Source organism: Lentzea sp. NPDC051213 (assembly GCF_044455585.1).
Classification (GTDB): Bacteria; Actinomycetota; Actinomycetes; order Mycobacteriales; family Pseudonocardiaceae; genus Lentzea.
Map to the genome: position 1 here is coordinate 465,331 of NZ_JBITEX010000007.1, position 15,539 is coordinate 480,869.

Here is a 15,539-nt window from a genome sequence, read left to right on the forward strand (position 1 = left end):
AGATGTCGGCTTGCTGAGAAAACTCCTGTTCGGCCGCCAGTCAGGAGAAAGATCAGTGGCGCAACCCCATCCGATAGGAGGCGGCATGTACCGCAGATTCGGTGTCCTGCTCGTGGCCGTTCTGGGCGTCACGCTCACGGCCGCGGCGCCGGCCACCGCAGACGCGTCCAAGCACTTTCCGACGGAGTTCTCCCTGCCGAACGGGTGGCAACCGGAAGGCATCGCGATCTCCGGCACCACGGCCTACTTCGGGTCGCGGGCCGACGGATCGATCTACGCGGCGGACCTGCGCACCGGCGAGGGCGAAGTCCTGGCCAAGGGGCCGGGCACGCCCTCGCTCGGGCTCAAGGTCGACGAACGCGGCCGGTTGTGGGTCGCGGGCGGTGTGGGCGGCGACGCCCGCGTCTACGACACGCGCACCGGCGCGTTGCTGGCGAAGTTCCAGTTCGCGACCGCGGACACGTTCGTCAACGACGTCGTGCTGACCGGCAAGTCGGCCTGGTTCACCGACTCGCGCAAGGCGGTCCTCTACGAGGTGCCGCTGAACCTGAAACCGCACCGGACCCTGCAGCTGACCGGCGACCTCGCGGTCGTGCCCGGTGCGACGAACCTCAACGGCATCGTCACGGGTCTCGACGGCGGACTGATCGCCGTGCAGAGCAACCTCGGCAAGCTGTTCAGCATCAACACCCGCACCGGCAACACCGTCAGCATCAATTTGAGCGGTCAAACACTGACCAATGGTGATGGCCTGTTGCGTGAGGGACGCCAGTTGTACGTGGTGCAAAACAGGTTGAACAAAGTCGCGCGCTACACGCTGAGCCGTGATGGCGCAACGCTCGCCGCGGAACGCACTGATGCCAGGTTCGACGTTCCGACGACGGTGGCGGCGTTCGGCAAGCGTCTCTACCTGCCAAATGCCCGGTTCACCACTCCGCCGACGCCGGACACGACTTACAACGTCGTCGCGGTGGAACGACCGTAGGGATATTGATCATCGTACTAGCCCGTACGGGGGTTCTTGCGTGGTGAGAACCCCCGCACCGGGTGTTGCACCGCTCACTCGACTGGGTAGCCTGCCACCGCGTACTGCGTGTGATCGCTGTCATTGGGTAACGATGATCTTTACTTGTTACCTTATTGCAGCCGAAGGAGTGACTCGGGTTACCCGCAGCGCTAGCCGTGGGACACAGGAGACCGTGAGAGCGCTGTGAACGAGAAGAGCGGTTACACACCGACCAACTACCGGACCATTAGGTCACGGCTGGCCGGAGTGATCGTCGTACCCAGTGTCGTCTTGCTGGTCATGTGGGCGGTTTTCTCCTCGTACACCGTTTTCGACGGTTTCTACATGCGGTCGATCGCGTCGAGCGTGAAGGAAGCGTCGGTGCCGTCCGCCGAGGCGTTCATCGGGCTCCAGAAGGAACGTCAGCTGAGCCTCGTGCTGCTGAGCAAGGCAGGCGGCGTCGACGCGGCCGCCTTGAACTCGCAGCAGGATCAGACGGACGAATCCGTGCGCAAGATGCAGGACGCGTTCGCGCAACTTTCGGACAATTCGCCGCAGGATCTCGTCGACCGCATCTCCGCCCTGAATTCCGCGCTCACCGGCCTGCCGCAGCAGCGGTCGCAGGTGGAGGCGGGCACCGCGAACCCGCAAGAGGTCTACGACTACTACAACGGCCTGATGGACACCGGCGTCGCGCTCTTCGGCCACCAGGCGCGCCTCGTGCCGGACGCGGAGGCCGGCCAGGCCAGCATCCAGGCCGTCACGATCTTCCAGGCCGCCGACTGGATGTCCCGCGGCGCCACGATCGGCTCGCGCGGCCTGCTCAACGGCAAGTTCACCCCGGCCGAGCGGGTCGAGTTCGTCCGGCTCATCGGTGCCTACCACTCCACGGTCGACGCCACGATCCCGTTCGCGCTCCAGCAGCCCCGCGCCCAGTACGACACGCTGCGCTCCAGCGGCGAGTACCGCTCCCTGGTCGACCTGGAGAGCCGGCTCATCAACGGCGACACCGCGGTCACCGAGGCGCAGTGGCGCGCGGCGACCGGTCCGGTGCACGACCAGCTCGTCCGGATCGCGGCCAGGCAGGCGGAGGACGCCGCGAACCTCGGCCTCGAGAAGGCCAACAGCCGGTTCACCGCCGTGCTGATCGGCAGCCTCATCGCGTTGCTCGCGGTCGTGGTCGGCATCGTGCTGGCGTTGCGCATCTCGAACCGCCTGGTCAGCAAGGCGCTGGTGACCCGGCTCGCGTCGTTGCGCGAGGACACCCTGCGGCTCGCGCAGGAACGGCTGCCGCACATCGTGGCGCGCCTGCGCGGTGGCGAGCAGGTGGACGTCCACCGCGACATGCCGCCGCTGGACTACGGCAACGACGAGATCGGCCAGGTGGCGGACGCGTTCAACACCGCCCAGTACACGGCGGTCGCGGCGGCGGTGAAGGAGACGCAGGCCCGTGAGGGTGTGAACCGGGTCTTCCTCGACATCGCGCACCGCAACCAGGGCCTCGTCCACCGGCAGCTCAAGATCCTCGACAAGCTGGAGCGCGAAGAGGAGAACCCCGAGCAGCTGGACTCGCTCTTCCAGCTCGACCACCTGGCGACGCGGGCCCGCCGCAACGCGGAGAACCTGATCATCCTCGCCGGGGAGCAGCCGGGCAGGCAGTGGCGCAAGCCGGTGCGGCTGAGCGACATCATCCGCGCCGCGGTCGCCGAGACCGAACAGTACGTCCGGGTCAGGGTCAACCCGGTGCCGGACCGCGCGCTGGCCGGTGTCGCCGTCGCCGACACCATCCACCTGCTCGCGGAGCTCGTCGACAACGCGACGGCGTTCTCGTCGCCGCGCTCCGAGGTGATCGTCCACTCCAGCGCCGTGCCGCACGGGATCGTGATCGAGATCGAGGATCACGGGCTCGGCATGACGCAGGAGGAACGCCTCCAGGCCAACGCGAAGCTCTCCAACCCGCCGGACTTCGAGACGATGGCGTTCCGGGGGGAGTCCCGGCTGGGACTCTTCGTCGTCGCCCGGCTGGCCGCCCGCCGCGGCATCAAGGTGGAACTTCGCGACTCGCCCTACGGCGGCACGGTGGCGCTGTGCGTGCTGCCGCCGAACCTCGTCGCCCCGCACAACACGGCGGGCGACATCACCGAGACCACGCAGATGCCGGTGCGGTCGTTCCACGACCAGCACCACGGCCACATCGAGGACCACCCGAGCTTCCCGGTCACGGTGACGCCTGAGATCCAGGCGGCCTTGAACGCAACGGCGCCCCCAGCCGTTTCCGCAACAGATGCATCAGTGGCCGAAGCAACGACCACGGCACCCACCCCGGACGGGAAGCCCGCGCTTCCCCGCAGAAAGCGGCGCCAGAACCTGGCACCGCAGCTGATGGAGACCGGAGAGGTGCCGCACGCCGAGCCGGTGACCGGCGAAAGGTCGGCCGAGCGGACCCGAGACGGGCTCGCCGCGTTCCAGCGCGGCACCCGTGACGCACGGCAGACCGACGACTGGAGATCAGAAGGAGCCCCCTCGTCATGAAGGACAACGCCAGCCAGCACGGCGAACTGAACTGGTTGCTGGAGGACCTGATCCAGCGCGTGGTCGGCGCCCGCCACGCGGTCGTGCTGTCCGCGGACGGACTCCTGCTCGGCCGCTCGGCCGGGCTCTCCCGCGACGACTCCGAGCACCTGTCCGCGATGGCGTCGGCCTTCCAGTCGCTCGCCCGCGGCACCGGCCGGCACTTCGGTGGCGGCGCGGTGCGGCAGACCATCGTGGAGATGGAGCACGCGTACCTGTTCGTGACCGCGGCGGGCCACGGTGCGTGCCTGGCCGTGCTCGGTGAAGAGGACGCCGACATGGGCATGATCGCTTACGAGATGAACATGCTGGTCAAGCGAGTGGGCACCTATCTCTCGTCGGCCCCGCGCGCAGAAACGGCGACCGTGCCCTCGGCACGAGAGTCGCGCTGATGACCGCGCGGGAGGACTGGTGGTACGACGAGGCCGCGGGGCCGCTGGTGCGGCCTTACGCCATGGTGCGCGGCCGCACCCGGCCGAACGCGCCAGATCTGCACCTCGTGACGCAGGTAAGGGCGTCAACGGTTGCGTCCGACCAGACGTCGCTGACGGTCGAGCATCGCGAGATCATGGCCCTGTGCGCACGCCCGCTCTCGGTCGCCGAGGTCGCCGCCTACCTCGACGTCCCGCTCGTCGTGGTGAAGGTCCTGCTGTCGGACCTGCTCGAGCGCGGTGACGTGATCGTGCAGAACTCCTCTCCCCAGATCCCCAACAGGGATCTCCTGCAGGCCGTACTGGATGGTGTTCGTGGGATCTGACGACCAGCTGACCGTGCCGACCGCGGTCAAGATCGTCATCGCGGGCGGGTTCGGCACCGGCAAGACCACCATGGTCGCGTCGGTCTCCGAGATCCCGCCGTTGAGGACCGAGGAACTGCTCACCGAGGCGGGTGTGCACGTCGACGACCTGGCAGGCGTCGAGGGCAAGGACACCACCACCGTGGCGCTGGACTTCGGGCGCATCACGATCAACGCCAGCGTGGTGCTCTACCTGTTCGGCACGCCCGGCCAGAACCGGTTCTGGTTCATGTGGGACGAACTGGCGACCGGTGCGATCGGCGCCGTCGTGCTCGTGGACACGCGCCGGCTGGACTCCTCGTTCCCCTCGATCGACTTCTTCGAGCACCGGGGGATTCCGTTCGTCGTCGCGGTCAACTGCTTCGACGGGGCTCAGCTCTACACGGTGGACGAGGTCCGGCACGCTCTGGATCTCGACCTGTCGATCCCGGTGGTGTTGTGCGATGCGCGGGATCGGGAGTCTTCTAAGGCGGTGCTGGTCGGGTTGATCCAGCACTCGATGAACCGGCTCGAAGCCGCCGTCTAGCGATCGCTCACGTGGTGCGCGTCCGCGGGCCAGGAACCCTCGCGGACGACGTGCTCGACGATCCGGAACGCCTCGCTGATCGGCACGGTGTCCGCGTCCGGGTACTCGTCGTTCTGCCCGTTGGCGAGGACGAACCCGTCGCTCGACCCCGTCGCCTCCGGGGTCACGGCGTGCTCACCGGCGTCGCCCTCGCCGTCGAGCAGCATCACCATCGCGCGTTCGGTGTTCGTGACGAAGGCCAGCAGCCGGCCGGGCTCGCTGGTCAGCCACGTCTCGAGGTGGCCGCCGTCGATGTTCGCGCGCAGCCTCGCGACCACCTCGTCCGGTGCGAGGTGATCGCCGTCGACGGTCCAGCTCACGTCACTTCGCGTAGTTGTGGAATCCGCGCCCCGACTTCTTCCCCAGCAACCCGGCGTCCACCATGCGCAGCAGCAACGGCGGCGGCGAGTACAGCGGCTCCTTGAACTCGTCGTACATCGACTCGGCGATGGCCTTGGTGGTGTCGAGGCCGATCAGGTCGGTGAGGCGCAGCGGGCCCATCGGGTGGGCGCAGCCGAGCACCATGCCGTTGTCGATGTCGTCGGCCGACGCGAAGCCCGACTCGAGCATGCGGATCGACGACAGCAGGTAGGGGATCAGCAGCGCGTTGACCACGAAGCCGGCGCGGTCCTGCGAGCGGATGACCTCCTTGTGGAGGGTGCCGCGCACGAACGCCTCGGCGCGGACCTGGGTCGTGGCGCCGGTCAGCAGCGAGGGCACGATCTCGACGAGCTTCAGCACCGGCACCGGGTTGAAGAAGTGCACGCCGATGACCTGCTCGGGGCGGCCGGTGGCCATGCCCAGCTTCATGATCGGGATCGACGAGGTGTTGGACGCGAAGATCGCTTCCTCGTCCTTCACGACCTTGTCGAGGGTGGCGAAGACCTCGGTCTTGATCTGCTCGTTCTCGGCGACCGCCTCGACCACGAACTGCCGGTCGGCGAACTCGCCGATGTCGGTCGTGAACCGGATGCGCGCCAGCGCGCCGTCGCGGTCCTGCTCGCTGAGCTTGCCCGACTTGACGCCCCTGGCCAGCGAGGAGGCGATCCGCCCCTGCGCGGCCTCGGCCGCGCCCGCGTTGACCTCGGCGACGATGACGTCGAGGCCGGCGCGGGCGCTCACCTCGGCGATTCCGGAGCCCATGAGGCCGGAACCGACGACTCCCACACGTTGAATGTCACTCACGGGCCTGATCCTGCCACGACCGGCTCGAACGGAGGTGGTCCCGGCCCGCGGGCTGGAACCAGGGGCTACTCCAGTTCGGCCTCCGCTTTGGCGATCGCCGCGAACTCCTCCTCAGGAGCGTTGGCGACCAGGTGGTGGCGGCTGTAGAACCAGTAGTAGGCCACCGCGATCAGCACGATGCCCGCCGTGACAGCCGCCGCGATCTCGTCCACGAAGAACGTGGCGATGACGGCGGCAACGGCGAGAACCAGAGCAACGCTCGTGGTGACCACACCGCCAGGCGTGCGGTACGGGCGAGGCAACTCCGGCGCCGTCTTACGCAGGACGATGTGCGACACCATCATCAGCACGTAGGACAGGGCCGCGCCGAACACCGCGATGTTGATGAGCCGCGCCCCGCCGGTGACGGGGTCGACCGTCTTCATGATCGTGGCCAGCGCGAAACCGATGGTGCCCGGCACGATCAGGGCCAGATACGGCGTCTTGCGCTTGCCGGTCTTCGACAGCCAGCGCGGCAGGTAGCCCGCGCGCGACAGCGCGAACAGCTGGCGCGAGTAGGCGTAGATGATCGAGAAGAACGACGCGACCAGGCCGGCCAGGCCGACGTAGTTCACCAGCTGCGCCAGGAACGTGTCGCCGCCGTAGGCCGCGCGGACGGCCTCGGGCAACGGGTTGCCGGATTCCTTCAGAGCGTTCGAGCCGGCGCCGCCTGGGGCGAACAGAAGAATGGTCGCCGCAAACACAAGCAGGACGATCATCGCGCCGATGATGCCGCGTGGCATGTCGCGCTTGGGATCCCGGGCTTCCTCGGCGGCCAGCGGCACGCCCTCGACCGCGAGGAAGAACCAGATCGCGAACACGATCGCGCCCCACGCACCGGTGACGCCCATCGGCAGGAACGAGCCGTCGCCGATGTCGAAGAGCTTCGAGCTGTCGAACTTCGGGATCATGCCCGCCACGAAGGCGACCAGCGCGACGACCGCCACACCCGTGATCACGAACATCAGCCGCAAAGCCTCGCCGACGCCGTAGAGGTGGATGCCGACGAAGACGATGTAGCACGCGAGGTACACCGGCCAGGTGGCGTCCAGCAGCCCCAGAGCCTTGATGTAGTCGCCGATGAACACCGAGATCGCCGCGGGTGCGATGGCGTACTCGATCAAAATGGCAATACCTGTGGCGTACCCGCCCAACGGACCGAGCGCGCGCCTCGCGAACCCGTAGCCCGCGCCCGCCACCGGCAGCGCGGAGGCCAGTTCGGCGAGACCGAACACCATGCACGTGTACATCGTCGCCATCAGGATCGTGGCGACCAGCATCCCGCCCCAGCCGCCCTGGGCGAGGCCGAAGTTCCACCCGGCGAAGTCGCCGGAGATCACGTACGAGACACCCAGCCCGGCCAGCAGGACCCAGCCCGCCGCGCCACGTTTCAGCTGACGGTGCTCCAGGTACTCGCTGCCCACCTTCTCGTACTCGACGTGCTTGGCCATATGGACTCCTAATAGTCCTTTAAGCAGTGGTTGAGGGTGGCGCTCGTCACCCGGTGGTGTCAAGATGGTGCGGCCAATGGCTCGCAGACATACCTTTGGAGGAACGCGGAGATGCTGACCGTCGAGGAGTTGCGCGAGGCCGTGGAAGCCGGTGAGATCGACACCGTCCTGGTCGCGATCGTCGACATGCAGGGCCGCCTGCAGGGCAAGCGGTGTGCTGCGCAGTACTTCCTCGACGACGTTCTCGGGCATTCCGCGGAAGGCTGCAACTACCTGCTCGCCGTCGACGTCGAGATGAACCCGGTCAGCGGCTTCGCGATGTCCAGCTGGGACCGCGGGTACGGCGACTTCGTGATGAAGCCGGACATCGAGACGTTGCGCCGGGTGCCGTGGCAGGAGGGCACCGCGCTCATCATGTGCGATCTCGTCTGGGAGAACGACGAGCCCGTCGTCGCCTCGCCGCGGCAGATCCTGCGCAAGCAGCTCGACCGGCTCGCCGCGCTCGGGCTGGACTGCTACGTCGGCACCGAGCTCGAGTTCATCGTTTTCGACGACACCTACGAGCAGGCGTGGAACGCCGGCTACCGCAACCTCACGCCGTCGAACCAGTACAACGTCGACTACTCGTTGCTCGGCACCGCGCGCGTCGAACCGTTGCTGCGGGCCATTCGCAACGGCATGACGGGCGCCGGCCTGACCGTCGAGTCGGCCAAGGGGGAGTGCAACCCCGGCCAGCACGAGATCGCGTTCAAGTACACGACGGCGCTGCGCACGTGCGACCAGCACGCGATCTACAAGAACGGCTCCAAGGAGATCGCGTCACAGCAGGGCAAGTCGCTCACGTTCATGGCGAAGTACAACGAACGCGAGGGCAACTCCTGCCACATCCACCTGTCCCTGCGCGCCAAGGACGGCGCCCCGGTCTTCGCCGAGGGCCAGGGCATGTCGGAGCTGATGAAGCACTTCCTCGCCGGCCAGCTCGCCGGGCTGCGGGAGCTCACCTACTTCCTCGCGCCGAACATCAACTCCTACAAGCGTTTCGTGAAGGGCTCGTTCGCGCCGACCGCGGTGGCGTGGGGCCGGGACAACCGCACGTGCGCGCTGCGGGTCGTCGGGCACGGGCATTCGCTGCGGTTCGAGAACCGGGTGCCGGGCGGCGACGTGAACCCGTATCTGGCGGTGGCGGCGCTGATCGCGGCCGGCCTGCACGGCGTCGAGCAGAAGCTGGCGCTGGAGGACGAGTTCGTCGGCAACGCCTACGCCTCGGACCGGCCGACCGTGCCGACGACGCTCAAGGAAGCCGCCGAGTTGTTCGCGGGCAGCCAGATCGCGCAGGAGGCGTTCGGCAAGGAGGTCGTCGACCACTACCTGAACGCCGCGAAGGTCGAACTCGACGCGTTCGAGGCGGCGATCACCGACTGGGAGAAGGTTCGTGGCTTTGAGCGCCTCTAAGCCGCTGATCGGCATCAGCACGTACCTGGAACGCACCCGCTTCGGGCTCTGGGACACGGAAGCCGCGGTGCTCCACCGCGTCTACCTCGACTGCGTGGTGCAGGCCGGCGGCAACCCGGTGATGCTGCCGCCGGTCGGCACCTGGACCGCGGAGACCATCGGGTTCCTGGACGGGCTGGTGATCGCGGGCGGCGCGGACGTCGACCCCGCGACGTACGGCGCCGAGAAGCACCCGATGACCGGCGAGCCGTGCCGGGACCGCGACGACGCCGAACTCGGGCTCGTGGCGGCGGCGCTGAAGCTCGACCTGCCGTTGCTCGGCGTGTGCCGGGGCATGCAGGTGCTCAACGTGGCGCTCGGCGGCACGCTGCACCAGCACATCGAGGGCCACAACGAGGCGCCGGGCGTCTTCGGGCACACCGACATCACCGTGGTTCCCGGCACGCAACTGCACGCGATCCTGGGCGACCGCACCACCGTGCAGTGCCATCATCACCAGTCGCTGGACCGGATCGCGGACGGGCTGCGCGTCACGGCCCAGGCGCCCGACGGGACGGTCGAGGCGGTGGAACTGGACGGCGCGCGGTTCGTCGTCGGGGTGCAGTCGCACCCGGAGCAGGAGATCGAGGACCTGAGGCTGTTCGAGGCGCTCGTAGCTGTGGCAAGGAGAAAAGCGTGACCTTCGACGTCATCAACCCGGCTACCGAGAAGGTCGTGCGGTCCGTACCGCACACCACTCTCGAGGAGACGGACGCGGCGATTGTCCGGGCGCAGCAGGCGTTCGAGAGCTGGCGGAACGTGGCACCCGGCGATCGCGCCCGGCTGCTCAGGAAGTTCGCGGAGATCGTCGACGCGCACGTCGAGGAGCTCGCGCAGCTCGAGGTCGAGAACTCCGGGCACACCATCGGCAACGCCCGCTGGGAGGCCGGCAACGTCCGCGACGTGCTGCAGTACTACTCGGCCGCGCCGGAACGGTTGTTCGGCAAGCAGATCCCGGTCGCCGGCGGGCTGAACGTCACGTTCCACGAACCGCTCGGCGTCGTCGGCGTGATCGTGCCGTGGAACTTCCCGATGCCGATCGCGGGCTGGGGGTTCGCCCCTGCACTCGCCGCCGGCAACACGGTCGTGCTCAAGCCCGCCGAGGTGACGCCGCTGACCGCGATCCGCCTCGGCGAGCTCGCCCTGGAGGCGGGCATCCCGGAGGGCGTGTTCCAGGTGCTGCCGGGCAAGGGCAGCGTCGTCGGCAACCGGTTCGTCACGCATCCGTTGGTGCGCAAGGTGGTCTTCACCGGGTCGACCGAGGTCGGCAAGCAGATCATGGCCGGCTGCGCGGACCAGGTGAAGCGGGTGACGCTCGAGCTGGGCGGCAAGTCGGCGAACATCGTCTTCGCGGACTCGGACCTGGAGAAGGCGGCCGCGACGGCGCCGTACGGGGTGTTCGACAACGCCGGTCAGGACTGCTGCGCACGCTCGCGGATCCTGGTGCAGGCGAGCGTCTACGACCGGTTCATGGAGCTGCTGGAGCCCGCGGTCAAGGGCGTGAAGGTCGGCGAGCCCGGCGACGAGGCGACCGAGATGGGGCCGCTCATCACGGCGGCGCACCTCAGCAAGGTCGCGTCTTACGTACCAGACGACGCGCCCGTGGCGTTCCGCGGTTCGGCGCCGGACGGACCTGGTTTCTGGTTCCCGCCGACGGTCCTGACGCCCGCGCCGGACCACCGCACCGTCACCGAGGAGATCTTCGGACCGGTCGTCGTCGTGCTGCCGTTCCAGGACGAGGCCGACGCAATCAGGATCGCGAACGACTCGGAATACGGCCTGTCCGGTTCGATCTGGACGCAGGACGTCGGCCGGGCGATCCGGGTCTCCCGTGCCGTCGAGGCCGGAAACCTGTCTGTCAACTCGCATTCGTCTGTCCGCTATTGGACACCGTTCGGTGGCGTGAAGCAGTCCGGGCTCGGCCGTGAGCTCGGACCGGATGCGCTCGACGCGTTCACCGAAGTCAAGAACGTCTTCATCGCTACCTGATTTTCGGCAAACCTGAGGAGAACAGAGATGGTGCAGCGACTCGAGGGCCGCGTGGCCGTCGTGACGGGTGGCGGCAGCGGCATCGGACTCGCGACCGTGCGCAGGTTTGCGAGCGAGGGCGCGAAGGTCGTCGTCGCCGACGTCGACCCGAACGCGGGCAAGGCCGCCGCGGACGAGGTCGGCGGGCTCTTCGTCCAGGTCGACGTGACGGACGAGGAGCAGGTCAAAGCCCTCTTCCAGACCACTGTGGACACTTACGGGAAGCTGGACATCGCGTTCAACAACGCCGGTATCTCGCCGCCCGACGACGACTCGATCCTGACGACGGGCATCGAGGCGTGGGACCGCGTGCAGAAGGTGAATCTGACGTCGGTTTTCTTGTGTTGCAAGTACGCCATCCCGCACATGCAGGCAGGCGGCAAGGGCTCGATCATCAACACCGCGTCGTTCGTCGCGACGATGGGCGCGGCGACGTCGCAGATCTCCTACACGGCGTCGAAGGGCGGCGTGCTGGCGATGTCGCGTGAGCTCGGCGTGCAGTTCGCGCGCGAGGGGATCAGGGTGAACGCGCTTTCCCCCGGGCCGGTCAACACGCCGCTGCTGCAGGAGCTGTTCGCGAAGGACCCGGAGCGGGCGGCGCGGCGCCTGGTGCACGTGCCGCTCGGCCGGTTCGCGGAACCTGAGGAAATCGCCGCCGCGGTCGCGTTCCTGGCGTCGGACGACTCCTCGTTCATGACCGCGTCGAACTTCCTCGTGGACGGCGGTATCGCCGGTGCGTACGTGACACCGCTCTAATGATGGAACACGCGCAGGAGGCGTTGTTCCGCCCGGTGCGGGCGGGCAACGCCTTCGAGGAGACCGTCGAACGGCTCATGCAGGCCATCCGGCTCGGCGTCGTCGCGCCGGGTGAGCGGCTGCCGTCCGAACGAGAACTCGCCACCCGGCTCGGTGTGAGCCGGGTGACCGTGCGTGAAGCCATCAGGTCTTTGCAAGAGAACAACTACGTCGAGTCGCGCCGGGGACGGTACGGCGGCACGTTCGTCAACGACGAAATCCCCAAGTCCGCCCCCGGCAAGGAGTTCGGTGACATCCACGACGCGCTGACGCTGCGGAAGGTCCTGGAGGCAGGGGCCGCCGAGACCGCGGCGGGACGTTCGCTGGGACCCGCGGAACGCCGGGGACTGCGGGCCAGGCTCGAAGAGGCGTCCACCGCGTCACTCGCCGAGTACCGGCGCAAGGACTCGCGGTTGCACCTCGCCATCGCCGAGGCCACGGGGTCCGCGTCGCTGACGGCCGCGGTGGCGGACTCGCGGATGCGGGTCAACGAGCTGCTGGACACCATCCCGCTGCTCGAGCCGAACCTGGTGCACTCGAACGCCCAGCACGAGCGCATCATCGCCTCCATTTTGGACGGAGACCCCGTCGCGGCACGGCAGGCGATGGCCGAACACCTCGACGGAACGGCGTCGCTGCTGCGGGGCTTCTTGGTCTGACCGGTCAGACTCCCGCCTCTGGACGCCTGTGGAAGGGTCTCGGGCATGAACCGGGCGCCGCGTAAACGTTTGCAGACTTGATTGTCCTGTTGTCATGCACATTCCGCATGGAACAACTCTTGGCGTGAGCCTTGCGGACAGTTACCGTCCGAATACCTCGGGGACTTGCAGCGCGAGGAGCTGTTGATGCCAGGGTTGCGCAAGGTGTTTCGCGACGCCATGGGCCGGGTGCACTCACTCCGTGTCTTGTCCGCCGCGGGCATGGTGAGTCTCACGAACTTCAAGATGTCCGTGCAGGCGTTGCGAGAGGTCGCCATCTGGGGGCCGAACGTGACGGCGCTGCGCCGTTCCGTCCGGTTGAATCCGGACGGTGTCGCGATCGTCGACGAACGCGGTTCGATGACCTACCGGCAGCTGGACAGGCGTTCAAACGCCATCGCACAGGGGTTGCGCGCGCTGGGTGTGCAGCACACGCACGTTGTCGCGGTGATGTGCCGCAACCACCGCGGAATGGTCGAGTCGTTGCTGGCGTGCGCGAAGCTCGGCGTGCGGGTGCTCCTGGTGAACACCGGGTTCGGCGCGCCGGTCGTCCTGGCCCTGCTGCAACGCGAGCGCGCGTCCCTCGTGATCCACGACGAGGAGTTCACGCCGCTCTTCCACCAGCTGCCGCCGTCGATCCCGCGCTGGCTCGCGTGGTCGCGCGACGGCCTGGACCGCCGCACCCCGACGCTGGACCAGCTGGTCGCGAAGGCCCCGCGCGGCGAACTGGAACCGCCGCGCGAGCCCGGTGTCGTGATCCAGCTGACCTCGGGGACCACCGGAGTGCCGAAGGGCACGGCCCGCGAGATCAAGTCCGTGCTGACGGCGTCGGACTTCCTCGACCGCATCCCGATGAGGGCGAACGAGTCGACGTTCATCGCCGCGCCGATCTTCCACTCCGTCGGCTACTCGCACCTGACGCTCGCGATGTCGCTGGGGTCGCGTGCCGTGTTGCACCGCCGGTTCGACCCGCGCAAGACGCTGTGGTCGGTGCAGGGCCAGCGCTGCACCACGATCGTGATGGTGCCGACCATGCTGCAGCGGATCATGGAGCTGGACCGGTCCGTGCTGGACTCGTTCGACCTCTCGCACCTGCGGGTGGTGTTCTGCTCCGGCTCGACGCTGGCGCCGGACCTGGTGGAGCGCACCCAGGCCGTGCTGGGACCGGTGCTCTACAACCTCTACGGCAGCACGGAGGTCGCGGTCGCCACCGTGGCGACCCCCGAGGACCTCATGGCCTCGCCGTCGAGCGTCGGCATGCCGCCGCACAACTGCATCGTGCGGATCTACGACGAGGCCGGGCAGCGGATCACCCGGTCGTTCGTGACGGGCCGGATCTTCGTGCGCGGCTCGCTGACCGTCGACCTGTACACGGACGGTTCGCAGAAGGAGCGCATCGACGGGCTCGTCGCGACCGGCGACCTCGGGCACTTCGACCCCAACGGCCGGCTGTACTTCGACGGCCGCGAGGACGACATGATCGTGTCCGGCGGCGAGAACGTGTACCCGGTCGAGGTGGAGAACCTGCTGATGACGCACTACCGGGTGCGCGACGCGGCGGTGCTCGGCGTGCCGGATCCCGAGTACGGGCAACGGTTGCGCGCGTTCGTGGTGCCGGTGGCGGGGACCAGGATCGACGTGCCGGAGCTGCGCGAGTTCGTGCGGACCCGGCTGGCGCGGCACAAGGTGCCCCGCGAGGTCGTGGTCGTGCCCAAGTTGCCGCGCAACGCTACCGGGAAGGTGTTGCGGCGTCAGCTGCTCGCGATCCGGCTGGGGCCGCAGCCGCACAGCAACTGAGGGGTTGGGCGGAACGCACGCCACCGCAGAACGAGGGGGACTAATCCAGCGGGGGCGCGCGTTCCTGGTTTTGGGGAGCGCACGACGCACGTCGTCGGGGATCGGGCAGAAACGTGCGTCGTGCGCTCGGTCGGAGTTACCGCTCGAAGCGGTCGCCGCGGTCGTTGAACGGGCCGCGCTGCTCGAAGCGGTCGCCGCCGCGGTCACCGCGATCCGGGCCGCCGCGCTCGTACATCCGGACGTGGCCGGGGCGGTCGTCGAAGCGGTTGGCCGCGATCGCTCCCACGATGCCGCCGCCGAGAACGAGTCCCAGCAGTCCTACCGCGACCAGCTGGGTGGCGCGGTGTCCAGCGATTCGCCTCACCCGGCCAGGGCCGGCCGGTACGGCGGCCACCGGGGCGGCCGCGGGAGGTACAGGTGCCGCAGCCGGGGCTTCGGCCGCGGTCGAGGTCTCCGTCGCCGGCGCCGCCGGGGCTTCTGCCGATGTCGCCGCCGGCTGCTCGGCGGTGGGCTGCTGACCAGGCGTGGCCGGTGCGTCGGCCGGCAGCGGGGTCGTTGCCTGGTCCGGTGCAGGCTGGGCAGCCTGCGGTTCGTTCTTCTGCGCCCCCGGTTCTGGCGGAGGGGGCGCCTGTCCCTGCTCGCTCATGTCACCAACAATGCGCCGTTCGGCTGATAAGAGCCTGACAGCCGCCTGTTCGTTTCCTGAAGCCGCCGAATCAGGCCGTCAGCACGCCGTACCGAAGCGATTCGGGCAGGTCAACGCCCTTCGCGGAGTTCACGATCGGCCGGGACGCGCCGAACACGTGCCGCTGGTCGGCATAGGTCGCGCCGAAGAGTTCGGGATCGAGCACGCCCGACCACACGAAGTGCAGCGCCGTGCGCGTGCCGTCACGGGCGTCGCGGCGCGAGTAGTGGTCGCGCAGGTCGGTGTACAGCAGTCGCAGTTCGCCCCGGTTGGACTCGGTGAGGCGGACCGGGCATTCGACCACCAGGTCGGGCATGTCGGAGCTCCTTGAGACGGCGGGCCGGGGCTCACAGCGTGCTCGCCCGGCCCACCAAGACGCATCCGAAAAAACACTCAGACCCGCCTGCGTATGACCCGCGAGCGAGGAGCGTG

Annotated in this window: 16 protein-coding genes; 11 read left to right on the forward strand and 5 right to left on the reverse strand. The window is 68.3% G+C overall.

Annotation, left to right across the window (positions count from 1 at the left end):
• The first annotated feature begins 85 nt into the window (after positions 1-85).
• From ACIA8G_RS30855 to ACIA8G_RS30875, 5 genes are all read left to right on the forward strand, one after another.
• Positions 86-985, forward strand: coding sequence for a superoxide dismutase (locus tag ACIA8G_RS30855; protein ID WP_396422189.1), 900 nt, complete (start codon positions 86-88; stop codon positions 983-985).
• Positions 986-1,210: 225 nt separating this feature from the next.
• Positions 1,211-3,538, forward strand: a complete 2,328-nt coding sequence (locus ACIA8G_RS30860; RefSeq protein WP_396422190.1) for a nitrate- and nitrite sensing domain-containing protein — start codon at positions 1,211-1,213, stop codon at positions 3,536-3,538.
• The gene (locus ACIA8G_RS30865) at positions 3,535-3,969 is read left to right on the forward strand and encodes a roadblock/LC7 domain-containing protein (protein WP_090066952.1); all 435 of its coding nucleotides are present in this window, start codon (positions 3,535-3,537) and stop codon (positions 3,967-3,969) included. Before ACIA8G_RS30860 ends, ACIA8G_RS30865 begins: the two co-directional genes overlap by 4 nt.
• Positions 3,969-4,334 carry a DUF742 domain-containing protein gene (locus ACIA8G_RS30870; protein ID WP_396422191.1) on the forward strand — a complete coding sequence of 122 codons (366 nt, stop codon included), beginning with the start codon at positions 3,969-3,971 and terminating at the stop codon, positions 4,332-4,334. The genes ACIA8G_RS30865 and ACIA8G_RS30870 overlap by 1 nt, the downstream gene beginning before the upstream one ends.
• Positions 4,315-4,899 (forward strand): GTP-binding protein, encoded by a 585-nt coding sequence (locus ACIA8G_RS30875; protein ID WP_396422192.1) that lies wholly within the window; start codon positions 4,315-4,317, stop codon positions 4,897-4,899. The genes ACIA8G_RS30870 and ACIA8G_RS30875 overlap by 20 nt, the downstream gene beginning before the upstream one ends.
• Here the strand turns inward: ACIA8G_RS30875 and ACIA8G_RS30880 are convergent.
• The 3 genes from ACIA8G_RS30880 to eat all read right to left on the reverse strand — a co-directional run bounded on the left by ACIA8G_RS30880 (position 4,896) and on the right by eat (position 7,613).
• Complete coding sequence (locus ACIA8G_RS30880; protein ID WP_396422193.1) at positions 4,896-5,258, reverse strand: hypothetical protein; 363 nt, start codon at positions 5,256-5,258, stop codon at positions 4,896-4,898. The genes ACIA8G_RS30875 and ACIA8G_RS30880 overlap by 4 nt on opposite strands.
• A gap of 1 nt (position 5,259) precedes the next feature.
• Positions 5,260-6,123 carry a 3-hydroxybutyryl-CoA dehydrogenase gene (locus tag ACIA8G_RS30885; RefSeq protein ID WP_396422194.1) on the reverse strand — a complete coding sequence of 288 codons (864 nt, stop codon included), beginning with the start codon at positions 6,121-6,123 and terminating at the stop codon, positions 5,260-5,262.
• A gap of 65 nt (positions 6,124-6,188) precedes the next feature.
• Positions 6,189-7,613, reverse strand: coding sequence for an ethanolamine permease (gene eat / locus ACIA8G_RS30890; RefSeq protein ID WP_396422195.1), 1,425 nt, complete (start codon positions 7,611-7,613; stop codon positions 6,189-6,191).
• A 111-nt stretch (positions 7,614-7,724) separates the two neighbouring features.
• Between eat and ACIA8G_RS30895 the strand changes: the two genes are divergently transcribed.
• From ACIA8G_RS30895 to ACIA8G_RS30920, 6 genes are all read left to right on the forward strand, one after another.
• Entirely contained in the window at positions 7,725-9,065 is a 1,341-nt protein-coding gene (locus tag ACIA8G_RS30895) for a glutamine synthetase family protein (protein WP_396422196.1), read from the forward strand.
• Positions 9,046-9,744 carry a gamma-glutamyl-gamma-aminobutyrate hydrolase family protein gene (locus tag ACIA8G_RS30900; protein WP_396422197.1) on the forward strand — a complete coding sequence of 233 codons (699 nt, stop codon included), beginning with the start codon at positions 9,046-9,048 and terminating at the stop codon, positions 9,742-9,744. Before ACIA8G_RS30895 ends, ACIA8G_RS30900 begins: the two co-directional genes overlap by 20 nt.
• Positions 9,741-11,093, forward strand: coding sequence for an aldehyde dehydrogenase family protein (locus ACIA8G_RS30905; RefSeq protein WP_396422198.1), 1,353 nt, complete (start codon positions 9,741-9,743; stop codon positions 11,091-11,093). Before ACIA8G_RS30900 ends, ACIA8G_RS30905 begins: the two co-directional genes overlap by 4 nt.
• A 27-nt stretch (positions 11,094-11,120) precedes the next feature.
• Positions 11,121-11,888 (forward strand): 3-oxoacyl-ACP reductase, encoded by a 768-nt coding sequence (locus ACIA8G_RS30910; RefSeq protein ID WP_396422199.1) that lies wholly within the window; start codon positions 11,121-11,123, stop codon positions 11,886-11,888.
• Between the two features lie 2 nt (positions 11,889-11,890).
• Positions 11,891-12,586, forward strand: a complete 696-nt coding sequence (locus tag ACIA8G_RS30915) for a FadR/GntR family transcriptional regulator (RefSeq protein WP_396422361.1) — start codon at positions 11,891-11,893, stop codon at positions 12,584-12,586.
• A gap of 186 nt (positions 12,587-12,772) precedes the next feature.
• Complete coding sequence (locus tag ACIA8G_RS30920) at positions 12,773-14,422, forward strand: AMP-binding protein (RefSeq protein WP_396422200.1); 1,650 nt, start codon at positions 12,773-12,775, stop codon at positions 14,420-14,422.
• A gap of 136 nt (positions 14,423-14,558) precedes the next feature.
• Here the strand turns inward: ACIA8G_RS30920 and ACIA8G_RS30925 are convergent, their stop codons facing one another.
• Entirely contained in the window at positions 14,559-15,068 is a 510-nt protein-coding gene (locus ACIA8G_RS30925; RefSeq protein WP_396422201.1) for a hypothetical protein, read from the reverse strand.
• Between the two features lie 70 nt (positions 15,069-15,138).
• Positions 15,139-15,423 (reverse strand): hypothetical protein, encoded by a 285-nt coding sequence (locus tag ACIA8G_RS30930; RefSeq protein ID WP_396422202.1) that lies wholly within the window; start codon positions 15,421-15,423, stop codon positions 15,139-15,141.
• Positions 15,424-15,539 lie beyond the last annotated feature (116 nt).